The organism is Alteromonas sp. MmMcT2-2 (genome assembly GCF_022348305.1).
Taxonomy (GTDB): Bacteria; Pseudomonadota; Gammaproteobacteria; order Enterobacterales; family Alteromonadaceae; genus Alteromonas; species Alteromonas macleodii.
In genome coordinates this window covers 45,651-69,964 of sequence record NZ_JAKRFA010000002.1, presented here as the reverse complement: position 1 = coordinate 69,964, position 24,314 = coordinate 45,651, and the positions used below count along the sequence as shown (strand labels likewise).

Here is a 24,314-nt window from a genome sequence, read left to right as displayed (position 1 = left end):
GGCCTTTTTAATACCTTATTCTTACCTTTCTCATTTATTTCTAATTCCTTGCTCTTTTCTTAACCGGACCTTAACCCTGCGTTTGAAATACTCGTGTCAGTTAATTTAAAAAAGCTGCGCATAGACCTTCGAAAGTAAGCTGTGCGCCAAATAATAGGCACAAGTCATGGGCAAGATAAAACTGACGGTAAATAGCATTACCCTTTGCATTTTGCTGTCTGCATGCACAAGTACTGATGACAGAGCGTTGAGCGAATCGGCATCGTCGTCAACGGGTAACAACGTTGTGTGGCAGTCTCAAGCACAGCAACAAGAATCAAAACAAACCTTGCTGCTGAATTCGGACACGACGTTAACCGATATCATTGATATCAAAGAGTTACCCCACTTAGCTGGTTACATTGATGAAGCCCTGTCTTCTAATGCTAGTCTGCAGCAGTCGTTAATAACGCTTAGAAAAGCACAAGTAGCCATAGATAGTGCAAAAGCGGATAGGAACCTTAATGTTGACGCGAGCATCTCTGCGTCAAAAAGTGAAACCACCAATAGCAGTGCATCTACCAGCTCAAATACCAACTCCAGTACGAGCTCTAATTCGAGCAGTCCGAGCTATAGCGCGAGCATGAATGTCAGTTGGGAGCTGGATTTATGGCAAAAAATCAGCGATGGAATAAGTGCAGCAAACTTTGATGCAGCAAGTGCCAGAGCCAGCTATCAGTCTGCCAGAGATTCTCTGGTCGCTAACGTAGTAAGAAGCTATATCGACGTACTCACTCAGCAGCAATTACTGAATATTGAGCAGTCTCGGTTAACGGTACTAGAAAATAACGAAGCCGTTATTTTAAAGCGCTATAGCACCGGTCTTGGAAGTTTAGACGACCTAGATACCGCGCGCACTAGCAGCGCAAATACCCGCGCTACTATTGCCCAATATGAAAATGCACTTTTAACAGCAAAGCGCACCTTGGCCGTACTCTTAGGCAGGCAAAACCAATCGCTAAACGAGCTCAACACTCAAGTTAATTTTCCCGACGTGTTATTGCCGCTAACAACTTTGCCAAAACAGGATCTGGCACGTAGACCCGATCTTCAGGCGGCCTTTTATGCATTAAAAGCAACAGAGTTTGAAGTCGATGTGGCCTACAAAGCCTTGTTGCCAAGCATTAGCTTGTCTGCATCACTTTCTGATAATGCCTCTACACCTTCACAAGCTTTGTTTACTAACCCTTTATGGAGTTTGCTTGGGCAGATGACCGCGCCACTGTTTCAGGGGGGCGCTTTAAGGGCGCAAATTGAAGATGCAAAGCTAACCTCAGCCAATGCCTGGTGGCAGTATCGCGAAACGTTATTAACGGCGGTACAGGAAACCCAAAATGCGCTGGATAGCGAAACCGCGTTGAGTGCTCGAATTAGCCACACCAACGTGGCGTTAGCGAATGCAGAGCGCAGCGTCTCTACCATTGAAGGTCAATATCGACAGGGCCTTGCTGACATCTTGGACTTACTTTCAGTATATGAAACGCGCTTTAACCTACAAGCTCAGGCAGTTGAGCTGCACGCCCAGAAATTACAAAACCGAATTGACTTAGGCCTAGCCCTTGGCCTTGGAGTGTCACAATGAGAAACAAACGAATTATTGTAACCTTACTCGCCGCTGCAAGTATTGCGCTAGCGGTTATGTATACCATGACGAATATGGGCGCCCAACATCCCGGCGCAAAACCGCAGGCCGAATCAAAGCCAACGTCTCCCGCTATTTCCGCGAATGCCGAACAATTACAAAATGCCGCTAAGGCAAAGAAACCTGCAGGTGGTGAAAGGCCAACAGCATTACCTACTGCCGATAGCGGTGTGAACAGGCTTAACAAGGCAAGCGACACGTCATCAGTGAATACCACTAATCGCAGCCCAAAGGGAGAACAAAGCGGCAATACTCAGCTGGCTCAAGTAGGCGTTATTGATGTAACCGCCGACAGCTATAACGCTAAGGTGAGGGGGTATGGTCAGGTTGTTCCGCAAGATAGTTTGAGCTTAGTCGCACAGGTTAGTGGTCAAGTTACTGATATATCTTCGTCTTTTAAAACTGGTGCCCTAGTGGCAAATAACACGGTATTGGCACGTATTGATGACACCAACTATCAACAGGCGTTAGCAAGTGCAAATGCTACCTATCAAGCGGCTGTGGTAAGTCTGGAAGAAGAGCGATTACGGGGTATTCAAGCGAAAGATGAATGGACACGTTCAGGGCTTGATGGTGAACCTTTATCGGCATTAGTACTGCGTGAGCCACAGCTAAAGGCGGCTCAGGCCACTTTGGATGAAGCCGAGCAAAGTGTAAATTCAGCCAAGCGAGATTTGGCGTTTACCTCGTTACGTGCACCTTTTAATGCATTGGTGGTCAGCCGTGACATTGCGCTAGGGAGCTATGTTCAAGCTGGCAGTGCGGTCGCCACACTTTATTCTGCAGATATTGCCGAAGTGGCTATTGGTCTTTCACCTAGCCAATGGGCTCAACTACCTTCTGGTGATGAAACGCAGTTGTCTGGTGATGCCTCCCTTAACTGGCCGGTAACGCTTACCGATACCACTACAGGAAATACCTGGGTTGCTAATATCGTTCGCGCTGAATGGCATCAAAGCGATACAACGCGTCAGCGAAACGCCATAGCGGTTATTGAAAAGCCGTTAGCATACTCAACGCCTCTTTTATTCGGCAGCTTTGTGCAGGCAGATATTGAAGGAAGAGCTCTCGACAATGTGTGGAAACTGCCGGCTTCTGCTATCTCGCAAAAGCAAGAAGTATGGTTAGTAATGCCATCTACCGGGCAGTTGGCAAAGTTCACGCCTTCGGTTTTGTTTGAAAGCGAAGGTTATGCCTACACTACCCCGCCAAAAAACAGTGAAATTACGGGCGATATTGTGAGTAATGTTGCGGGTAAAACCTCGGGTAACGCTAGCGGCAACAGCATGTCAGAACAGGTTGGCGAAATACGCCAAGCGCTGGTGGTTGCACGCCCTTTAAACAGCTATCTGGTGAATACCAAAGTATTGCCTGTAGTGGAAGGACAAACAGGAGGGCAAGCTGATGACAAATAATCGAAACGGCGCGCCGTTTGGCGGGGGCGAGAGTCCGAAAAACAATAGGAATGGTGGGAATAACGCCCGGGGAATTATCGCTTGGTTTGCGCAGAACTCAGTAGCGGCCAATTTGCTCATGGTCAGCCTTATCGTGCTTGGCTTGGTTTCCATGAACGATATCCGCAAAGAGGCATTCCCAAGTATGGAGCCACGCTTTGTTACCATTTCAATGACATACGATAGTGGTGACCCTAAACAAGCAGAAGAAGGGATAGCTATCAAAATTGAAACCGCGCTGGAGGCAATCCCGGGGATTAAGCGAATTACCTCTACCTCGAACGCCAGCGGCGCCAGTGTGCAGGTAGAAAAAGAAACCGAATACGATTTAGACACGCTTTTCAACGACATCAAAACCGAAGTAGATAGTATTTCTAACTTCCCGTCGGATGCTGAAAACCCTGTTATCAGCAAAGCACGCCGACAAGAACACGCTATTTGGGTGCAGCTTTATGGTGACGTCGATCACGCTTCGCTTCAATACTTGGGTGAGCAATTAGAGCGAGATTTACTGGCAACAGACGACATTCGCGAAGTCAGCGCAGGCAGCTTTGTCGACCCTATGATGTCTATTGAAATAGACGAAGGTAAGCTTCAAGCTTACGGATTAACGCTGTCAGACGTGGCTGATGCCGTTAACCAGGAGTCGAATACCGCGCTTACAACCAGCTTGCGCAACAAAGAAAAAGTGATTCGTTTAAAAGCGTCTGAACAGTCTTACTGGGCGAAAGATTTTGCCAACATCCCCCTCATTACCGATACCAATGGCGTCATACTCACCGTTGGCGATGTTGCTACAGTGCGCGATATGTTTGCCGACGACAGCTATCACTTGTCACGTTACAACGGTACCAATGGCTATGGCATCCAGGTGCTTATGGACGCATATGGTGACGTAACAAAAATGGTACAGCAGGCTCACGAAGTAGTGGACGCATGGCACGAAAAAGGCTTGCTACCTGAAGGCGTAGAGCTTGAAACCTGGTATGACAAAAGCACGCTTATTACCGAGCGATTGACGCTACTTACCAGCAATGCGCTTATGGGCATTGTGTTGGTATTTGTTACTCTTGCCGTGTTTCTAAATTTACGCGTGGCATTTTGGGTGGCGGCTGGCTTGCCCTTTATCTTCTTCGGCACCTTGTACTTCATGACCGACAGCTATACGGGAATGACGCTAAACGAAATGACCACATTCGGTTTTATCATGGCCCTTGGCATTGTGGTGGACGATGCCGTGGTGGTGGGGGAAAGCGTGTACGCCACGCGTAAACAGCATGGCGATACGCTTCAAAATACCATCTTAGGTACCCATAAAGTGGCGGTTCCTACACTGTTTGGTGTACTAACCACAGTGGCCACTTTTTTCGCATTATCGAACGTATCGGGCGGCTTAGGTACCCTTTATTCTCAGTTCGGCACTATCGTTACCTTGTGTTTGTTGCTGTCGGTGGTGGAATCGAAGCTGATCTTACCTTCTCATTTAGCCCATCTGCCAACCAAGCAAAAAGCGCGGGGGGGATTAGGTGGCGTATGGAACAAAGTGCAGCAAAAAGCGGATGGTGGACTTCAGTGGTTTAATTACCGCGTGTATCAGCGCCTGTTGAAAGTCACCGTAGCGTACCGTTATGCCGCTGTATTGTTGTTTATTGCCTTATTTGTCATGGTGGTTAGCCTACCGCTCACAGGTGCGGTAAGAGTAAGCTTCTTCCCCAGTATGCAGGACGATACGGTTTCGGCCAATATGTCGCTTTACAGCGATGCCAGCTATGGACAGAACGAACGGAACTTAATGCTGCTAGAGAAAAATGCGCTAGAGGCAGACCGCCAATTAACCCAAGAAAACGGCGCAGATAAAAGTGGCATTAGCAGTTTGCAAGTAACGGCGAGTGGCGATCAAAGCGGCACAATCACCATTTCACTTGATGAAGACTCCTCTTATTCTCTTGATGAATTGTCGTCACGCTGGAATGCGTTAACTGGCAATTTAGAAGGCGTAAAAAGTCTAAAAATACGCTCACGCCGAGAGATGGTCGACGGGTTTAACGTTGAAATTAAAAGCATTAACGACGATACCCTGACGGCGGCTAACGATGCCTTTATTGAAGTACTTAACAATATCGATGGTGTATATGCAGTTGAGAGCTCGCTGACACCCGGCGAAGCCATGATGCGCTTTGAACTTACCCCCGAAGGACGAGCGTTGGGGTTGAATACGCAAAGCCTATCGCAACAGCTGTTAAAAGCATTTGGTGGCGAAATTGTTCAGCGCTATTTGCGCGATAAAAACGAAGTAAAAGTGCGGGTGCGTTATCCCGAACAAGACAGAATGAATCCGTCTGATGTAATGAACACGCAAGTGCGTCTGGACGATGGCACCGTAGTACCGCTTTCTGTAGTGGCTAACGTTATTCAAGATGTACAAGAAAAACAGGTGGTACGTATAGACGGCCTACGCGCCTTAACGGTTAGCGCGTCGGTGGATAGCGATGTTATCACCTCTACCGAACTGGTGAATTACTTAAACAACGAGTTTGTTCCTCAGCTATCGCGTCAGTATCAGGACTTATCGCTTTATTTTGCCGGTGAGGCTGAGCAGCAAGCTGAAACGCAAAGCTCTATGCAGAGCGTGTTTATATTAGCCTTGTTGTCTATTTTTGCGTTGTTGGCGATTCCGCTTAAATCCTACGTACAGCCGCTTATTATTATGACCGCCATCCCCTTTGGTATAGTCGGAGCCATTATCGGCCACTGGTCGAATGGATTAATGATAAGTCTGCTCTCGCTGAACGGCATATTGGCGCTTAGCGGTGTGGTGGTTAACGACAGCTTGTTGTTGGTTTCACGATTCAACGCTTTGCGAGAAGAAGGTGTGCCGGTGGAAACGGCAGTTATTGAAGCTTGTACCAGTCGCCTACGGGCTGTGTTGTTGACCTCAATTACCACCTTTGTAGGCTTATACCCCATATTGGGCGAAACGTCGGTACAAGCGCAATTCTTAATTCCGGCAGCCGCGTCGCTGGGTTACGGTATATTGTTTGCCACCGTCATCACACTTTTATTAATACCCGCATTACTGTTAATTTATGACGATGTAAGCTGTTTAATGGCAAAGCATTTGGTTAAACCTTTAACGGAGAGTACGGCTAATGATTCGCGTGTTACTAGTGGAAGATGATATGGGCCTGGCGGGCAATATTATCGACTATTTAGAGCTTGAAAACATGGTATGTGACCACGCTGCAAACGGTGTAGCCGCGCTGTCTCTTATCCAAAAGCATCCGTTTGATGTTGTGGTGCTGGACATTAATTTACCGCGACTTGATGGCTTAAGCGTATGTGAGAGGGTGCGGGAAGATGGCAACGATACGCCTATTATTATGCTGACCGCCCGTGACCAGTTGGAAAACAAGCTAGAAGGGTTTCAAAAAGGCGCCGATGATTATTTAGTGAAGCCGTTTGACATGCCCGAACTGGTTGCCCGGGTTTTCGCACTGGCACACAGGCGTTCATCACAAGTGAAAAAGCTGCGCTTTGGTAACGTAAGTTTAGCAATGGGAAGCGACGTAGTAAGTGTTGAGAACGTGCCTATTAAGTTAAGCCCCACAGCATTTACGCTGCTAAAGGCATTGTTACAGCAACAAGGAAAAGTTATGCCACGAGAGCGCCTTCTTGATGCGGTTTGGGGAGAAGATGCGCCAGAGAGTAATGCGCTTAAGGTACATCTTCACAATCTGCGCAAATCACTGGTACAAGCAAATGCCAATATAGAGGTAAAAGCAGTAGCCGGCACAGGGTTTTGTGTGACGTTTAAACCAGAACAGTCCAGTTCAGAGCAAAGTACAAGCGCGGAACCAAAAAGTACAAATAAAGGAAACGATCAGTGGTAAATGGCCTTCGCATCAGCTTAAGACGCTACGTCTTGTGGTCGCTATTAAGTTTGGCCGCCGTAGTTATTGTGCTCTTTTCAATACAAAGCAGCGATAGCTTTTTCGATGGTATGGACGGCATGCTGAGAAATACCATGATACGGGCGGCAGAAAGCGCAGAGCTTGATGACAACAAGCATGCTCAAATTCTCGATTTACATGTTTTTGCGAACTACGAGAGTTTGCCTGACGAAGTGAAGCAGAGCTTTTCTAAAGAGAGCTTTATACCGTTTTCACTTATGAAAGATATCAACAAACCTGATTGGTTTTCCCGTCCTATTTCGGCTCGCTTTGCTGTGTTAGTTCCGTTGGAAAATGGAGAATCGCGCTATGTTACCCAAGTGTTTGTCGCGCCACCTTCTGATGGCAAAAAACACTTTAGAATAAACCATGTTATTTACAGCGCCATTGTGGGCGTAGTTGCACTGGTTTCGTTTTTTGTCGCCTTGCTTTTTCTTATGCGCAGCGTGTCTCGCCCCATAGAGTCATTGCAGAGGTGGGCGGCGTCTTTGGATGAACAAGAGCTCGATAAGCCTATCCCGGAGTTTCGTTATAAAGAACTTAACGCGCTAGCAGGGATGATACATGGCAGTTTGCAAAACGTGCGCAACACCCTAAATCGAGAACGGGAATTTGTTAACCACGCGAGTCACGAGCTTAGAACGCCGATTGCCGTCATTAGAAGTAGCGCGGCATTATTGCACAGAGTGATCGATGGTGAAAATACTAAAGGAAATAACGCGCTTGCGCGGGTGGATCATGCCTCAAAAACCATGGCAGATTTGACCGAAACTCTACTTTGGCTAGGAAGAAATGAAGAAGCAGCTTTACCCAAAGAAAAGGTTAACCTTAAAGCAATGGTTGAGGCTCTAAGCCAAGATTTAATGTATTTGCTGTCGGGAAAAGACGTGAGTGTGCAGCTGCAATTGAGCGATTGTGAGTTAACGCTGGCCAAAACGGCGAGCGAAATTGTGATAGGAAATGTGATTCGAAACGCTTATCAGCACACGCAGCAAGGAAGAGTCACAATAAGTCTTTCAGATGCAACGCTCACCGTGCTCAACGAAGAGGACGGCCTTGAAGAAGAGGCGCTTAACGAAAAAGGCCAAGCGACTTTATCTGCGCCGACTATCAGTGAATTAGATGGCGGATTTGGAATAGGGTTAAAACTCATTGATAAGCTTTGTGCGAAGCTTAAATGGGGTTATGCACATGAGAGGATAACAGCCCGAGGGTCACACGATGAACAAGGTGATGTTTCTCGTATGACAAGAGGGTATAGAGTGTTGCTTACAGTACGATAATAGGCGCATATAACTCATCAAAGTGTTTGCACGTTGTCACTCCTAATCCATTTACCGAAACGAGCCCAATAGAAAACGCCGATGCTAACATCGGCGTTTTCGTTTTTTAGCGTCCAGCTTTAAAACCTACACTACATCCATTCGCTGTTTCTACGCTTGCGTTTAGGAAGGTAAGTGAGCATTACACCAAGCAATATCCCCACGCCTGCCACTATGCCACCGCGAGTAAACCAGGTAACAAGCTCGTCTTTATTAGCGCTTTCAACCTTAGCCGTTAAACGAATAATTTGAGACGCTTGCTCGTCGTTTGTGGTGGTAAGTTTAGACACCTTTTGGCGAGCATCGTTAAGCTGCTGACGAAGTTTGGCATTTTCTGATTGTGCAGCTTGAAGTCCACTTTGGCTCTCAGCTAGCTTCTCACTTATGATTGGCAATTGCTCGGCTTGCGACATGGTATTAGACACAAACTTACTTTCAACCCAGCCTTTACGTCCTTCGTTGTCGGTAATTTGGGTAAATTCAGCATCATTGTCGCGGGAGAGTACAGTAATAGGTGTGCCCGCCTCAATTGAACCTAGAATGCGGTAGTTACGACCAGGTCCAGTATGCATAAAGATAAACAAGTCATCTCTTATGTAATGCGAAGAAGACGCTTCTAAATCAGCGGTATCTTGTAGCGAAAATGCTTGAAAAGAGCATGCAATAAGGGCTGCTGCTAACCACTTTCGAATCATATGAAGTCCAATTTTAGAATTTAAAACGTGAAGATGGTATTGGTTGACCGCGATAAAGGCAAGTTTGTTCCACTTTTGTCTAATTAAAGCATCTTGTTTCATGGCGCCAGCATTGCGAAAAGTAAGCGACAAAGGTAAGGTGTCAGCATCATAAGCTGTGCCTAGCGCAACCATGTCAGAAATAGAATTAAAATTTGTAACGGGTGACAACGCCCACCATGCGTTTACTCAACGTGTACTTCCTCTTTTCGAAAAAAACAGTATTCAGGTTAACTCTCATCGTGAAATGCGCCTTGAGAATGACTATTACGATACAGATAAGCTCGATTTTCAAAACAATAAAATGGGCTTTCGCGTTCGAGGTAACAATGGTGAATACGAACAGACGCTAAAGACTAACGGCGTGGTCAGCGGTGGTCTGCACAAACGCATGGAATACAATGTGAGCCTTGATAATTCAAGGCCCGACCTCACGCTATTTGAAGCCAGCGCTTGGCCCCAAGATTGGGACGTGGCGGCAAAAAACACGCGTCTATCTAAACAGTTTAGCACTCACTTTACTCGCAATGCCTATGTGGTTAGTGTGGGTGAAAGTGTGGTTGAGATTGTGCTGGACTGTGGCGAAGCAAGTACAGAAAAAGCCAGTTCCCCAATCAACGAAATAGAGCTTGAATTGATGTCAGGTGATATCAACAGTTTGTTTACGTTGGCGGTGCTAATAAACGACAACATGCCGGTACGCCTTAGTGATGTATCAAAAGCGGCGCAGGGATATCAATTACTTCACGGCTTTAACGCTAAAGTTCGACACCTGCCAGATTTCCTTGCGCTTGAAGACACAACCACCACGGAAGAAGCATTTAGCCACGCGGTTCAAACTGCATTGGCGCATTGGCAGCACCACGAGCATGTGTTTTGCGAAAGTGGCTCAATAAAAATGCTGGCTGAAGTTGCTAAAAGCGTACGTTTGTTACTGCAAAGTGTATCGCTTTACTTGCCGGTTCTGCAGTGCCCTGAGCTACTAGCCCTGCATAAAAAGCTGGTCACCCATGCTCAAAAGTGGGGCTGGCAAGACGACTTACAAAGTTTGCGTTACTTGCTCTCTAAAAAGAGCATGTTTAACAAAACTCTCAGCAAACATCCTGCAGTAGTAAGCTATTTGCAAGGACGACAAACAGGTTTAATGCAGGCTCATGAGCCCGAAAAGCTGTTTTTCGACAACGATGCCACAGACATTAAGCTACACGCCATAAGTCTTATTCAGAATAAGCCGTGGCAAAAAGTCGCAACGGGTTTTGATCATCCCGTGCTTGATCATGCAAAAGGCTGGCTGTCGCAAGGTTGGCAAACTGTACAGCAAAGTATGCCTCTAAATAAAACCATGGGGCCTGCCAATTACAGCGCTGTAGAAGTAATGCTTAGGCAGACATTATGGAGTGGATTTCTGCTGGGTGACTTGTTTGTAGAAGAGCGGGGTAATTTTCGCGCGCCGTGGTTAGATTTGCTCACTGGTATTGATGAGCTGAATGCGCTGCTTATGTTAAAGCAGTCGATAGACGACGCCGAAGTAGACTCCCATGACGAGGTGCGTAAATGGACAGCAGAGAAACTCAGCACGCTTATTCGAATTATGGAACGAACTCGCACAGTGGCTATGCAACGTGACGTTTACTGGTAATTGTTTTCTATGCATATGTGGTTACTGTAAACATGCACGGTAAAGGCAACTCGAATCTCAAGGATGGAGGGCGCTGATGACCTCAGCCATAAATGACTATTTCCTTTACGCACTGCTTGGCATTTATGCCATTGGCTTTGTGCGTCTGTTCGTTCAAAAAGTCAATTTACGCAGTGGACGCTGGCTAACGGCAGCGTTTTTGTGCTGGCCTGTATTTATGCTGGATGAGTGGCTTCGTATGGCAAATGCCACAGGGCTGGCTAATATCTACGGGCTATCAGAAGTATTTGCTGTTATCGCGATTACGTGTTGTTACCGCGCAATAAAGCCCATGCTGTTAGCTTATCCTACGGCACGAAAGCGGCTGTGGTGGCCTGTCGTGATGACCGGCGTTTTTCAGTGCGCCATTCTCCTAATACCCGTAGACGATAAGCAGCAATGGCTCTCATCGTCTCCTCATGGTCAGCCTCTGCTATTGTGGCCTGCCTACATAGCATCACTGTTAACGGGGTTTAGCGTGTTGCTCATAGGTATTCTTATTACCGAGCATATTCAAATGTACCATAGGCACTTACCAGAGCAGGCGGTGGATATAAAAAACCTGAAAATGCCTAGGCTTGCCGGAGTAATGGGGAGCTTGGTTGGCGTTGCGTTTATGAGTATTTTACTTGTGACGGCCGCAACATTCGGCTTCTTCCCTGTTCCTTTTTGGGAAGGGTTTCATCATCTGATGATTGGAACGGCAATTCTAGTTGTACTGTTTTCACTAACCTTTATACGACGGACGTCCCCGTCGCCACTCGATTACGAACGCTTAGATGAAGGCAAAGCAACGCCTTATGAAATTAGCAGTATTATTTCTAAAGCAGAACGCTACACCATAGAGTCAAAGGCGTACAAGGTTCGCTTCCTTACCCTCAGTGAGTTTTGTAAAGGGGCAGATATCGACCCCACCTCGCTCGCATTGGCCTTGCAACTTACCGAAAAGAAAAACTTTAGACGTTTCATTTTCCACTACCGCTTAGAGTACGCCAAGAATGTACTGCTGCGCAGCGACGCTAAACTTGAAGCCGTGGCAAAACGCATGGGGATAAATTCAGAAAAGTTTTTGAGTGAGTATTTGGTTAAACACCTAAACTCCACGCCGCTAAGATAAACAAGAGTGTTGTGCTAGACGTTGAGTTCGCGTTAGCCACCAAATGCATTTATCAATATTTGATGGGTGAAGGTTTTACGTAAATAAAAGCCGCGAGGACGGGTTTTGATACGCTGACCTTCTGGCCCCAACGCGTCGGTGAGCACTTTCCCGTTTGCTGCCTTAGGACGAATGTGTAAGGCCTCGCCTTGACGAGAGGTGATCGACTCGACCTGTCCAGTTGCAATTTGCTCGACCAGTTCCTCCCAATCGTGTCTCAATACCGCATCTTCGTGTTCATTCGGTCGCCAGTAGAAGCCTGTTGCTACCCGCCTATGGGCCAGCGGAATAGCTCTGTCACCTTCAATAGGTAGCCACAATACCTGCTGTAGTTTGTTGCGCACGTTAGACGTTTCCCATGTAATGCCGGGCGTCATCAAAAGCGGGGCAAAACAAACGTAGGTGGTTTCTAAGGGGGAAAAATGGGCGTCAATGGGAATGGTTTTAAGTTCGATACCAAGTTCAGGAAAGTCCTGTTGAGGCTTCGAACCTGCACTCGCGCCCAGCCACTTCTCTATCAGCATGCCTGGCCACCCCTTGTGACGTTGTAAATTGGCCGGAATGGCTACATTTGCCATGTCCGCAAGCTCTCCAAGCGTCAAGCCTGCTATCGCATGACAACGGGCTAAAAGGCTATCTGGAGATGACGGGGGAGACGCTGGAGGCTGCATAAATATGGCTAATTTCCTGTTTGAAAAGCGGGTACGAATATTAAGACTATGATTGGAGCATAGTTTGTGGAAGAATGAAAACATATAACAGTATAGTGTGCCCGGGAGTCTATGTGATAGATGCCGATGGATTCCGTGCGAATGTGGGCATAGTGATTTGCAACAAAATGGGTCAAGTATTTTGGGCAAGACGTTATGGTCAACATTCATGGCAGTTCCCTCAAGGCGGAATTGATGAAGGGGAATCTGCTGAACAAGCTATGTACCGCGAGCTTCACGAAGAAGTAGGGCTGACACCGAAAGATGTCACTATTTTAAGTGTTACCCGTAACTGGCTTAGATATAAGCTGCCGAAGCGATTAATTCGACAAGGCAGTAACCCTGTTTGTATAGGGCAAAAACAAAAATGGTTCTTGTTGCAGCTCGATTGTAACGAGCGAGACGTTAATGTACTTAAAACAGGTCATCCTGAATTCGATGACTGGAGGTGGGTAAGTTACTGGTATCCAATAAGAAACGTTGTATCGTTTAAGCGCGATGTATACAGACGAGTAATGAAAGAGTTCTCGCCTGTAGTTATGTCTGCGCAGCATCGGCCTCAACAGCGCCAAAACGCAGCGCCACATAAACGTGGCAAGAAACGCAGGCGTGGATAAGCGTATGCGAAGTTCAGGTACGCAAGAAAGAGGTGTGCAATATTGCGGTGTGCGGAGTAAGCAGCGAGTAAACTGCGAGTAAAAAAGGAAAAACCGGTGAGCCCTCAGAGCCAGCAAGGAACAATGTTAACCACGTTAAAGCGTATCGTGCAGGAAATGAATCAAATTCCTGCTCTCGATACGGCGTTGTTTAGGCTAGCCTCACGGGTTAAACAGACCCTAGATGTCGATTCATGCTCTATTTACCTTGCCGATTACGACACCCAAGAATTTATCCTTAAAGCCACTGACGGACTACATCCCGATGCAGTCGAGCAGGTACGCATTGGCTTCTCAGAAGGGCTTATCGGGCTAGTAGGTCAGCGGGAAGAGCCTCTTAATATCGTTAATGCTCATAGCCATCCTCGATTCAAACATTACCCCGAAGTTCAGGAAGAAAACTATAACGCCTTTTTAGGTACGCCTATTATCAACCAACGGCGTGTGCTTGGTGTTATTACCCTTCAGCAATCACAAATGCGCCGCTTCAGTGAAGACGAAGAAGCATTCTTAGTCACCCTTGCTGCGCAGCTCGCGTTAGAAATAACCAATGCTGATATTCGCGGGGCTTTGACGCTGTCAAATTCGAACGACAATACTGCGCGGCAAAAAAATGTGCGTGGTATTGCGGGTTCTCCAGGTCTTGCTATTGGCAAGGGAGTGTCTCCAGACAAATCTATTAACCTTAAAAACTGGGTCGTAAAGCGCACGCAATCTCCTCAAGATCAAATTCAACTCTATCGCAAAGGGGTTGAAGTTACGCGAGGTCATGTCGATGCGTTATCGAAGCGGTTAGATGACGGCATTCCCGACGATGTTAAATCCATTTTTCAGCTGTATCATCATCTGCTAGATGCCAACAGCCTTGGGCGGGAAGTAGAAGAAAAAATTCGCCAAGGTTGGGATGCGGCGTCTTCATTGAAAATGGTTGTAGAAAGCTATGCCGCGCGCTTTCAGGCAATGGACGACCCTTACATGCAAGAGCGCGCCATTGATATTGTCGATTTATCCGACCGTATTCTTGCCAACATTTTGTATGAAGCGAATGGCAAAAAGGTTACTGAAAAAACGATAACCGAAGCCAGTATTCTCGTAGCTGATGAAGTCTCAGCGCCTATGCTTGCCGAATTTCCAAGAGGTAAGCTAAAAGGCATTATTTCTATTCGCGGTTCAAATAACTCTCACGCGGCAATATTGGCTAGAGCCATGGGCGTGCCTGCAGTGATGGGCTGTCAAAACGTCACGCCAGCACTACTCGAAGACAAAGAGATTTTGCTTGATGGGTATTCAGGCGAGGTCATTGTATCGCCTGAACGTAACATCAAGTCTGAATTTATACAGCTCATTGAAGAAGAGTCGGCCATCGCAGAGAAAATTGACGCCGAGGCTGATAAACCTTGCGAAAGTGTTGATGGCTGTAGAATGTCTCTTTATATCAACGCTGGCCTTTCAGCTGAAGTCGAGCTAAACGCTGAACAAATTGGTGCGGGTGTAGGGCTTTATCGCACCGAGATCCCCTTTATGTTACGCGAGCGTTTTCCTTCAGAACAAGAGCAAGTAAAGCTGTACCGCCAAGTGCTTGAGGCCGCGCCTTCATTGCCTATCACTATGCGTACTCTCGACGTAGGAGGCGATAAGCCACTACCGTACTTCCCAATTAATGAAGAAAACCCATTTTTGGGGTGGCGAGGCATCCGCCTAACCCTTGATCATCCAGAAATTTTCTTGGTTCAGGTTCGCGCCATGCTGCGTGCAAGTGTAGGCCTAAGCAATTTGCAAATTATGCTGCCAATGATCTCCACCGTATCTGAAGTGCAGGAGTCTAAGCGACTAATTAATCAGGCATATTATGAAATTTGTGATGAGATTGCAGAGTCAGGACAAACGTTAACCAAGCCTAAGTTAGGTATTATGCTAGAAGTCCCGTCGGTACTTTATCAGCTACCTCAATTAGCAAAGCACGTGGATTTCTTTTCGGTAGGCAGTAACGACCTGACCCAATATCTGCTCGCGGTGGATAGAAACAATACGCGGGTGGCAGGGCTCTACAACAGCTATCATCCTGCGGTATTAGGGGCGCTTTACGATGTGGTTCAAAAAGCCAATCAAAATCAAGTGCCCGTGACTATCTGCGGTGAAATTGCAGGTGAGCCAGCTGGAGCATTACTGCTAATGGGAATGGGTTATCGCCGCCTAAGTATGAACGGCTTTAACTTAAGAAAAATAAACTGGCTTATTAGAAAAGTCACGCTGGATGAATGTAAGCAGTTACTGTCATTGGCGCTCACCTCTGTTAGCCAAGAAGAAGTTTTTGTGCACTTGAATCAATATCTTGAAACCAAGGGCCTGGGAGGCCTTATCCGAGCAGGTGCTTAAGGAATGGATCCGTTAGTTGTAATAGTTCTCAGCTGCCTTATTTTAGGTTCTGTGGTAGGTGTTCTGGCGGGTATGCTGGGCATTGGCGGTGGGCTTATCATCGTTCCTGTGTTGTCGTATTTGCTTATACATTTCATGGGAATGACCACTGAAACCGTAATGCCTGTCGCTATCGCTACCTCATTATCTACCATCATCTTCACAGGAATGTCGTCGGCCTTCGCGCATTACAAGCTGGGTAATATTCAAAGGCATGTTGTGCTTTACACAGGCTTAGGTATTGCTTTTGGCGCATTTGCCGGAGCTCAGGTAGCAAGCCATATTTCTGGTGAACTGCTTAAAGATGTGTTTGCGGTGCTGGTTATTTTAATTGCGATGCAGATGATATTTGGTAAGCAAAAAGCCTCAGAAAATGACGCATCAAAAGGTACGCTTGCGACTGTTGGTGGTGGAGCTGGCTTACTAAGTGCACTTATGGGGATTGGTGGCGGTGCATTATTGGTACCTGCGCTGGTATGGTTTCGTGTTAATGTACGCACGGCAATTGGCTGTGCTGCCTTTTGCGGACTTATTATTGCCGTTTTTGGTACCACGAGTTTTATTGTGGCCGGTTACAATGCGATAGATGTACCAGAACATAGTTTAGGTTATGTGTATTTACCTGCAACAGCTGGTATTGTTGCCACCTCTATGTTTACCGCAAACATAGGTGCAAAGCTTGGGCAGCGAGTAAATGTTCGTGTGTTAAAAGCGATGTTGGCGTGCTTACTCGTGTTGGTGAGCATTAGAATGATTTTAGGAATTGAATAAAGTAATGGAACAGAGCAGTTATCTGGTATTTCCCAGTATCGACCCCGTTATCTTCAGTGTCGGTCCGTTAAGTGTCCGCTGGTACGGCCTTATGTATTTGGTGGGCTTTATCGCCGCGTACCTATTGGCACAAAAGCGTCTTTCACAAACCAACTGGAGCCGTGAGCAGTTAAGCGACCTGCTTTTCTGGAGCTTCGTTGGCGTAATATTAGGCGGTCGAATAGGCTATGTGCTTTTCTACCAGTTTGGTATGTTTCTCGACGATCCCTTGTACTTATTCAAAATTTGGGCTGGTGGAATGTCCTTCCACGGCGGGCTTTTAGGGGTGCTAACAGCCTTATTCTGGCGCGCCAAGTGTATGAACACGACCTTCCTTCGACTAGGGGACTTTGTTGCCCCGTTAGTACCCATCGGCTTGGGTGCTGGACGCATAGGTAACTTCTTAAACGCTGAACTTTGGGGGCGTAGCACCGATGTGCCTTGGGCGGTCATTTTCCCCAACGCGGGTAATATCCCCCGTCACCCATCACAGCTTTACGAGTTTGCGCTTGAAGGCGTACTACTCTTTATTATCCTATGGCTATATTCTGCCAAAAAGCGTCCAGTAGGGGCGGTCAGCGGCTTGTTCTTACTTGGTTACGGCACCTTCCGATTTATCGTAGAATACTTCAGGGAACCCGACGCACATATTGGCTTATATCAAATGGGACTAAGCCAAGGGCAACTTCTTTGTTTACCTATGATAGCTTTAGGAATAGGATTAATAGCCCGTGCTTACATGCGCGGAAAAGACCATGTTGAACAGCAAAAAATATAAGAATAACGATGAAAGAATATCTCGCTCTAATGCGCCATGTACGTGATACGGGTGTGAAAAAGGAAGATCGAACTGGTACAGGTACGTTAAGTGTATTCGGCTATCAGATGCGTTTTAATTTACAGGAAGGTTTCCCCTTGGTGACAACAAAGAAGTGTCACCTTAAATCCATTATTCACGAATTGCTTTGGTTTCTTAAAGGCGAGACAAACATCGCTTATTTGAAAGAGCACGGGGTGAGTATTTGGGACGAGTGGGCTACCGAAGAAGGCGAACTTGGTCCGGTTTATGGACACCAGTGGCGCAGTTGGGATCGCGGTGATGGCACATCGGTGGACCAAATTGCCGAGGTAGTTGAGCAAATCAAAAACAACCCAGACTCCCGTCGTCTTATCGTTAGCGGCTGGAACCCTGCGGTACTCCCTGATACCAGTTATTCTCCTAAAGAAAATGCAGCGATGGGCAAGCAAGCACTGCCACCCTGCCATACACTTTTCCAGTTTTATGTATTAGACGGTAAGCTTAGCTGCCAGCTTTACCAGCGAAGCGGCGATATTTTCTTGGGCGTTCCGTTCAATATCGCAAGTTATGCTTTACTGACCATGATGATGGCGCAAGTGTGTGATTTAGAGCCCGGCGATTTTATTCATACGCTAGGCGATGCGCATTTGTATTCAAACCATCTTGAACAGGTAGAGCTACAGCTTAGTCGCGAACCGTTTGCGCGTCCAACTATGGAAATTAACCCAGAGGTTAAAGACATTTTTGGGTTCTCTTTCGACGATTTTACGCTTAAAAACTATCAGTCACACCCACACATTAAAGCCCCTGTAGCTATTTAAGGAGTTACCATGAGTACTCCGATATTGATTTGCGATGACTCAGGCTTCGCAAGGCGCCAGATGGCGCGCAGTTTACCTGATGGGTGGGACGTGGATATTTCGTTTGCCGAGAATGGTGAGCAAGCCCTCGCGCTTGTTCGCGAAGGCAAAGGCGATGTGGTGTTTCTCGACTTAAACATGCCGGTAATGGACGGTTATCAAACCATGGAAGCCATTCGCCAACAGGATCTTCCTTGCTTGGTGGTTGTCGTTTCCGGTGATGTACAAGCGCAAGCGCGAGAAAAAATGCTCGCTCTTGGTGCCCTGGATTTCATAAGAAAGCCAATTGATAACGAAAAACTCAGCCACATCCTAGCCTCTTACGGGATTTACAGTGGCGAGAGGCATTCTTCTGGCGCGAGCTTACAAAAAGCGCAAGACGATAGCGACTCAAATGCCGTTTTAGCCAAGCGCCAGATGAGTAAAGAAGATCAATTAGACGCATGCCGTGAAATGGTCAATATTGCCATGGGGCGTGCGGGTGAGAATCTTGCTCAACTGCTAGGTGAATTTATTGATTTGCCTATCCCAAACGTCAACTTAATTGAAAGCAACGAACTGTCTATGGCGGTTGCGGAAATTAATCGTAACGACAGTGTGTCGGCAGTTTCAAAAGGCTTTATTAGTGAAGGTATAAGCGGCGAAGCGCTGGTCATTTTTACCGACACAAATTCTCAAAACATCGTTGAACTATTAAAGTATCCGCCGTCAGCTTCCTCAGACCAACTAGCGCTAGAAGCACTAATGGATGTTTCCAATATTCTTATCGGGGCCTGTTTAAACGGTTTGTCAGAGCAGTTAAATGTCGCCTTTAGCCACACGCATCCGGTGCTACTGGGGCAGCACCAAGGACTATCAACGCTTTTAAGTGATAACGTGCAGCGATGGGGCAAGCTCATGGCTATCGAAATAGGTTATGCCATTAAGGCCAGAGATATTTCCTTTGACCTGCTGTTGCTATTTCCTGGTGACGCCATGAACCATATCTATTCTCGGCTGCTCGATGATGACGCTGTCACACAAGACAAGGAAAGTATATGAATGCATCAACAGACGCACTTTCCACCGGTGCTTTAGCTAATTCTTCTCAAGTACCCGCAGAGCTTCTCGATTCCATTGAAGTGGGCATTGCAGTGCTAGACCGCAACTTCAACGTTCAAGTGTGGAACAAGTTTCTTGAAAACCATGGTGCAAAGAAAGCGGAAGCAATCATTGGAGACAGTCTTTTTTCTCATTTCCCGGAAATAGAGGAAAAGTGGTTGAGAACCAAAGTCGACCCTGTGTTCAATTTGAAGAGCCCGGTGTTTATTATTTGGGAACAGCGCCCTTACTTGTTTAAGTTTGGTTGTAATCGTCCTGTAACCAGCGCTGCAGAGTTCATGTACCAAAATGTGACCATGTTCCCTATTGTTGATAAGCGCGGCAACGTAGAGCGGTTTTGTATGCTTGTTTACGATGTCACTGAGCAGGCGCTTGGTAAGCGTGGAATGGAGCATCTTAACGAAGAGTTGAAAACAGCGAGCCGCGTGGACGGTTTAACTGGGCTATATAATCGTCGCTACTGGCAGGAACGCTTTGATGAGATGCACAAACTTTGTGTGCGCCGAGAAAAGCCAAGTACTGCGCTTATGCTCGATATCGACCATTTTAAACGTATTAACGATACTTATGGTCATCAGGCTGGGGATAAGGTGATTAAGATGTTAGCAGCGCTAATTAAGCGCTGTGTGCGAGAAACCGACCTTGCAGGGCGCTACGGCGGAGAGGAATTTGCCATTATTCTGAATGACTCTTCGGTTGAAGATGCCAAGATAGTTGCCGAACGCATCAGACAATTAGCAAAGCGTTTAGTGGTAGAACACGAAGGTGAGTCAATAAGTTTCACTGTTAGTTTAGGTCTTGCACAATTCTCTCCTGACTTTAAAGGAGCGATGGCATGGCTTGAGTGTGCTGATCAGGCGCTTTATGAAGCAAAAGAAAACGGCCGAAATCAATATCGCATTTATGCAGCGCCTAGCGCATTATAGCGCTAGGCGTAGGGTGTTTTTGAGCTCTTGAAAGGTAACAGGCTTCACTAAGTGGTATCGAATACCTGCCTGCAGCGACGCTTCTTTATCGCTTCTGTGAGCATTCGCCGTAAGGGCGATGATTGGAAGGTCAGGGTGACCTTCTTTCATTATTTTAGCGACTTCCAAGCCATTGATATCTGGTAAGTTGATATCCAGCAGTACACAGTCAAACGCATTTTCACTCACTCTAATAATAGCGTCGTCACCGGTGTAACTCACGGTAACTTCGTGACCCATACATTGCAGCATATACCCCACCATTTCTGCATTAATGGGCTCGTCTTCTACCAGTAACACGTTGGCCTTTTTCGTTGTTTCAACAACTCTTGCGTTACTTGCTGTGAGGTGATGGAGCGCATCTACAAACCGGTTTCTATCTATGGGTTTTACAAAGCTTTGATAGATGGGGAGTTCACTGTTTGCAATAATGTTGGCAATATCTGGGGTTGCTGACAGCACAATAACGGGCGGTACCCGTTCACCAAAAATCGCCTTGAGCGTCCTCACTAGCTCAAGACCATTCATGCCCGGCATGTACAAATCTGCAATAATGCCTGAAAACTGAAGTATTTCTTCGTGCAGATTGAGCAAGTTCGCACCAGATGAAAACGTGCGTGCGCTAAAGCCCTCTTTGGTAATAATTGATTGTAAATGCAGCCTAGATATCTCTAAATCGTCAACTACGGCGAAGGTCGCATTAGACGGTGCTGAATTTGTAGCGGGAAGGTCCTCAATAGGTTTCAGAGGCAGTAAAATTTTAAACTCTGTACCAACTCCAACTGTACTGGTTACCTGTAGTGCACCGCCCAGCTTATCAACGCTGCGTTTAGCTACAGACAAGCCAATTCCTGCCCCCGGGAAGCGCTGACCAGTTGAGTGTTCACCGCGATAGAAGCGTTCAAACATGCGCTTTTGCGTCGCCTCATCAATTCCTATTCCAGTATCACTAATTATAATAACGAGAAAAATCCCTTGGTTTTTCACCAAGGTTGTAACGGTGACGTCGATCAGTCCATTAGCCGTAAATTTAACGGCGTTATCAAGAATGTTAACTACTACTTTAGAAAGGACGACAGGATCCGTTTCTGCGTAATGGGGCACACTGTGACTACAGTGCATATTAAATTCGATTTTTTTGTCTTTTACGCGTACAGAAAACGGCGAGATACATTCGTCGAGCAAGCTGATTAGGTCGACATCTGAAAAGTGCAAGTCGTCTTCAGTGTTATTGGTTAATACATCGGTAAGGTTGTTGGTAAGATTAAGAAGTCGATAGCTGGATTGTTCAGCCTGCTGAATTAGTCTGGTGCGCTCTTCTTCCATGTTAGGAATAAGTTCAAGAGCACTGATAATTGCACTTATTGGCGCTCTGAATTCATGACTAATCAGTTGCAAAAACTCTTTGTTTTGCAAATCTCTATCGTCATCCACAACGGCAAGTCTCAACTTCGATTTACCAAACTTTTTAGGCGACTTGTTTGCGTTACTTTTGTAAAAAAAACATGCAATAAAATACCAAAGTACAATGACGACTGCGCCCAAAATAGTAGTGAGAAGCATCTTATTGCGCAACGCCTGAATACGCAGTAACAACGCGTTTTCTTCCGCCTGCATGGCATTGACCATAGGCAGCAGGCTAAATTGCTGCTGAATACGTTGAGTTGCATCGTCTGTCGGCAACTCAATAAGAGTATAAAGTAAATCTAGTGTGGTTTGCGCGACCTGCCGTGCAGACGCGCTATTCAATCCTTCTTTTGCTATTGCAAAGTCTCTCTCGGATAAGACGGTGGGCGAGATAGCTTGACCTGCACTACTGCGAAGGTATTCTGATATACCTTGAACGGTGACCTGTAGCTCGCGCTTTAAAATAGTATAATTCGCGGGGCCAGAAAACGCGCTGCTCTCCACCTGAAACGTAAACTGATTGATACTAGACTCAGTGGCAAGAATATTGTCCTCTAAATAACTCTGCTGCTTTAAGGCTGCTATGAGAGCTTGTTGTTTGCTCATCAGCGCGATTAAAACCGCAATGACAACCATAGCGATCAACAGTGCTGTAACACTCACTTTTGAAAAAGTGAATGTCCGCGAAATTGATGATGATTTGCGCTGCGACTGGCCAGCCTGGTTTGAGCTCACGTTCATCCTTGCAAGTAATATGCGGTAGAGATACCTACCTTAAATGTAGGCAACTAACGCTAACTTGCAAGGAAGTAGAATAAAATTACGGTGACTCAACGCGCTTTATGTGGTGCCTAATTGAATACAAAAAGCAAAGGCTGGGAATTACCATGACTGCTGTGAGAATAAAGAACAAGCTCCAATTGCCTTCAAGACTATCTACAACAAAGCCGCTGCTAGAAGCGACCAAAGTTCTGCCTGCAACACTCAGGGAGGCCATGAGTGCGTATTGGGTTGCACTAAACGCCCGATTACACAATAGTGAGATAAACGCGACCATGGCAACGGTGCTCCAAGCCCCTGTAAAACCATCGACAATAACGGTTATGGCTAAAAGAGATGTGGAAGGGCCTGTTTGCGCGATCAGTGCAAATAATAAATTAGACGCGGCCATGGCCACACCCGCAATCATTAATCCGCGGTAAATACCGTAGCGAATGTTAACCAATCCACCTAACAGTGAAAACACGATGGTTACCCACCAGTTGAGCAATTTTGAGTAAGTAGCGATATCGCTATTAGAAAAGCCAATTTCTTTATAAAACACGATACTCATGCGGCCTAGAAAGGCTTCACCGATTTTAAATAGAAAGATAAACAGTAAAAACGACGCCGCTAATTTAACGCCATTTCGATTGAAAAATTCGGCGAATGGCGTGACCAGAGTAGTTTGTATCCAGTGAAAAACGGGAGACTGCTTTGTATCTTTGGCTGTTATCTTTTCAAGCAAGGCTTCGCGGTCAATTTGTGGCTCGTTCGCTAAATACGTGGCGCACATTAATAAAGCCATGAGAGCACCGAGTAAAAGATAAATGTTTGGCCAAGTCCAAGATGTCATGTCAGCCAAGAAGAACGGGATAGCACCAAGCCCGCCATAACCTGTCCACCAGCCAGCGGTGGCTACTGAAGACGCAGCTGACATGCCGTCTTTGTCGTCTTGGGCAATACAGTCAATGCGAAAACCATCGATGGCGATATCTTGCGTGGCTGAGGCAATAGCAATAAGCAAACCGACTAATGCAACATAAAACAAATCTTGGTCTGCAGTGAGTTGAGACATCACTAAACACAGCAAAACTACACAGCCTTGCATAGCGAAAATCCAACCTCGTCGTTGACCTAATAGTGGGGGCTTGATTTTGTCGACAAGCGGAGACCAGAGGAAATTAAAAGAGTATGTCGCGAAAATAATGCCGAATAAGCCGATGGCCGAGCGAGACAAACCTTCATCTTTGAGCCAAGCAGATAGCACTGAACCAATCATGATCCAAGGGAAGCCACTGGAAATGCCGAAAAGAAATATACTGAGGTATCGTTTGTCGTTAAACGTTTTTAAAGCGTTGAGCAAAACTGCGGCCTTAGGCAAGAATACAAAAGCATATTGAGCCATGAACCACAGTGAGAAGCAATAACGCGTTGAAGTGAAAGTTTTACTATGGACGAATGCCTACGCAGTCGAGTGGGCAATGACCCAAACCTTCAAGGAAATTCACGCAGTTATTTAGTTCATCTACAAGAAACTGGTCGTTAATTAGCTTATCTTCATTCCAATAATGCACTTGGTGAAGTAAATGCCAAAAAACTCGTTCTTTTTGTGTGTAGGGCTGCGTTAAGGTGTAATCAATTTGCCCCCATTCTTCCATACTATCCCAAAAGAATAGCTCGATCTCCTCGATAGGAAGCTCTCCTTGCCAAAATGCTCTCAAATAGAAACACAGCTGCTTTGCTTTGTTATCTACGAAATCTTGAACACTCACAAGTAACTCAACCGTTTATGTTTGCTAAAAGTATTATAGTTCATAACAATCTTACTGCTTAGGACAGAGGCTTGCTATTTAC

General features: G+C 46.2%; 19 protein-coding genes. 14 read left to right on the top strand and 5 right to left on the bottom strand.

What is annotated here, in order from left to right; translation table 11 throughout:
• Positions 1-166 precede the first annotated feature (166 nt).
• From MHM99_RS02445 to MHM99_RS02425, 5 genes are read left to right on the top strand one after another with little or no spacing between them, the layout of a single operon-like run.
• On the top strand, positions 167-1,621 hold the full coding sequence (locus MHM99_RS02445; protein ID WP_239218013.1) for an efflux transporter outer membrane subunit: 1,455 nt from the start codon (positions 167-169) through the stop codon (positions 1,619-1,621).
• The gene (locus MHM99_RS02440; RefSeq protein WP_239218011.1) at positions 1,618-3,096 is read left to right on the top strand and encodes an efflux RND transporter periplasmic adaptor subunit; all 1,479 of its coding nucleotides are present in this window, start codon (positions 1,618-1,620) and stop codon (positions 3,094-3,096) included. Before MHM99_RS02445 ends, MHM99_RS02440 begins: the two co-directional genes overlap by 4 nt.
• Complete coding sequence (locus MHM99_RS02435; RefSeq protein ID WP_239218009.1) at positions 3,086-6,313, top strand: efflux RND transporter permease subunit; 3,228 nt, start codon at positions 3,086-3,088, stop codon at positions 6,311-6,313. The genes MHM99_RS02440 and MHM99_RS02435 overlap by 11 nt, the downstream gene beginning before the upstream one ends.
• A complete protein-coding gene (locus MHM99_RS02430) occupies positions 6,285-7,025 on the top strand; it encodes a response regulator transcription factor (protein ID WP_239218007.1) in 741 nt (246 codons plus the stop codon). The genes MHM99_RS02435 and MHM99_RS02430 overlap by 29 nt, the downstream gene beginning before the upstream one ends.
• Positions 7,019-8,368: a HAMP domain-containing sensor histidine kinase gene (locus MHM99_RS02425; RefSeq protein ID WP_239218005.1), complete on the top strand. Its 1,350-nt coding sequence runs from the start codon at positions 7,019-7,021 to the stop codon at positions 8,366-8,368. Before MHM99_RS02430 ends, MHM99_RS02425 begins: the two co-directional genes overlap by 7 nt.
• A gap of 131 nt (positions 8,369-8,499) precedes the next feature.
• Here MHM99_RS02425 and MHM99_RS02420 read toward each other — a convergent pair whose 3' ends face one another.
• Positions 8,500-9,312, bottom strand: coding sequence for a TIGR04211 family SH3 domain-containing protein (locus tag MHM99_RS02420; protein WP_069943706.1), 813 nt, complete (start codon positions 9,310-9,312; stop codon positions 8,500-8,502).
• On the opposite strand from MHM99_RS02420, the gene MHM99_RS02415 reads away from it, so the two are divergent.
• Together MHM99_RS02415 and MHM99_RS02410 are read left to right on the top strand one after the other, a co-directional pair.
• Positions 9,275-10,780 (top strand): CYTH domain-containing protein, encoded by a 1,506-nt coding sequence (locus tag MHM99_RS02415; RefSeq protein WP_039224442.1) that lies wholly within the window; start codon positions 9,275-9,277, stop codon positions 10,778-10,780. The two genes, MHM99_RS02420 and MHM99_RS02415, sit on opposite strands and share 38 nt — an antisense overlap.
• Before the next feature lie 76 nt (positions 10,781-10,856).
• Positions 10,857-11,936: a DNA mismatch repair protein gene (locus MHM99_RS02410; RefSeq protein WP_069943707.1), complete on the top strand. Its 1,080-nt coding sequence runs from the start codon at positions 10,857-10,859 to the stop codon at positions 11,934-11,936.
• Positions 11,937-11,968: 32 nt separating this feature from the next.
• Here MHM99_RS02410 and mutH read toward each other — a convergent pair whose 3' ends face one another.
• On the bottom strand, positions 11,969-12,646 hold the full coding sequence (gene mutH / locus MHM99_RS02405) for a DNA mismatch repair endonuclease MutH (protein WP_039224444.1): 678 nt from the start codon (positions 12,644-12,646) through the stop codon (positions 11,969-11,971).
• Positions 12,647-12,759: 113 nt separating this feature from the next.
• Between mutH and rppH the strand changes: the two genes are divergently transcribed.
• The 7 genes from rppH to MHM99_RS02370 all read left to right on the top strand — a co-directional run bounded on the left by rppH (position 12,760) and on the right by MHM99_RS02370 (position 20,252).
• Positions 12,760-13,302 carry an RNA pyrophosphohydrolase gene (gene rppH, locus MHM99_RS02400; RefSeq protein ID WP_014948179.1) on the top strand — a complete coding sequence of 181 codons (543 nt, stop codon included), beginning with the start codon at positions 12,760-12,762 and terminating at the stop codon, positions 13,300-13,302.
• Positions 13,303-13,425: 123 nt separating this feature from the next.
• On the top strand, positions 13,426-15,717 hold the full coding sequence (gene ptsP / locus MHM99_RS02395) for a phosphoenolpyruvate--protein phosphotransferase (protein ID WP_039224899.1): 2,292 nt from the start codon (positions 13,426-13,428) through the stop codon (positions 15,715-15,717).
• Positions 15,718-15,720: 3 nt separating this feature from the next.
• Entirely contained in the window at positions 15,721-16,527 is an 807-nt protein-coding gene (locus MHM99_RS02390; RefSeq protein WP_239218003.1) for a sulfite exporter TauE/SafE family protein, read from the top strand.
• 4 nt (positions 16,528-16,531) lie between these two features.
• On the top strand, positions 16,532-17,344 hold the full coding sequence (lgt, locus tag MHM99_RS02385; RefSeq protein ID WP_069943708.1) for a prolipoprotein diacylglyceryl transferase: 813 nt from the start codon (positions 16,532-16,534) through the stop codon (positions 17,342-17,344).
• Positions 17,345-17,352: 8 nt separating this feature from the next.
• Positions 17,353-18,186 (top strand): thymidylate synthase, encoded by an 834-nt coding sequence (locus MHM99_RS02380; protein WP_061094162.1) that lies wholly within the window; start codon positions 17,353-17,355, stop codon positions 18,184-18,186.
• A gap of 9 nt (positions 18,187-18,195) precedes the next feature.
• Complete coding sequence (locus tag MHM99_RS02375; RefSeq protein WP_061094163.1) at positions 18,196-19,266, top strand: response regulator; 1,071 nt, start codon at positions 18,196-18,198, stop codon at positions 19,264-19,266.
• Positions 19,263-20,252 carry a sensor domain-containing diguanylate cyclase gene (locus MHM99_RS02370; RefSeq protein ID WP_081099330.1) on the top strand — a complete coding sequence of 330 codons (990 nt, stop codon included), beginning with the start codon at positions 19,263-19,265 and terminating at the stop codon, positions 20,250-20,252. Before MHM99_RS02375 ends, MHM99_RS02370 begins: the two co-directional genes overlap by 4 nt.
• Here MHM99_RS02370 and MHM99_RS02365 read toward each other — a convergent pair.
• The 3 genes from MHM99_RS02365 to MHM99_RS02355 all read right to left on the bottom strand — a co-directional run bounded on the left by MHM99_RS02365 (position 20,247) and on the right by MHM99_RS02355 (position 24,232).
• On the bottom strand, positions 20,247-22,439 hold the full coding sequence (locus MHM99_RS02365; RefSeq protein WP_239218001.1) for a response regulator: 2,193 nt from the start codon (positions 22,437-22,439) through the stop codon (positions 20,247-20,249). The two genes, MHM99_RS02370 and MHM99_RS02365, sit on opposite strands and share 6 nt — an antisense overlap.
• A 79-nt stretch (positions 22,440-22,518) precedes the next feature.
• Entirely contained in the window at positions 22,519-23,865 is a 1,347-nt protein-coding gene (locus MHM99_RS02360; protein WP_171337546.1) for an MFS transporter, read from the bottom strand.
• 43 nt (positions 23,866-23,908) lie between these two features.
• Entirely contained in the window at positions 23,909-24,232 is a 324-nt protein-coding gene (locus MHM99_RS02355; RefSeq protein WP_014948188.1) for a hypothetical protein, read from the bottom strand.
• Positions 24,233-24,314 lie beyond the last annotated feature (82 nt).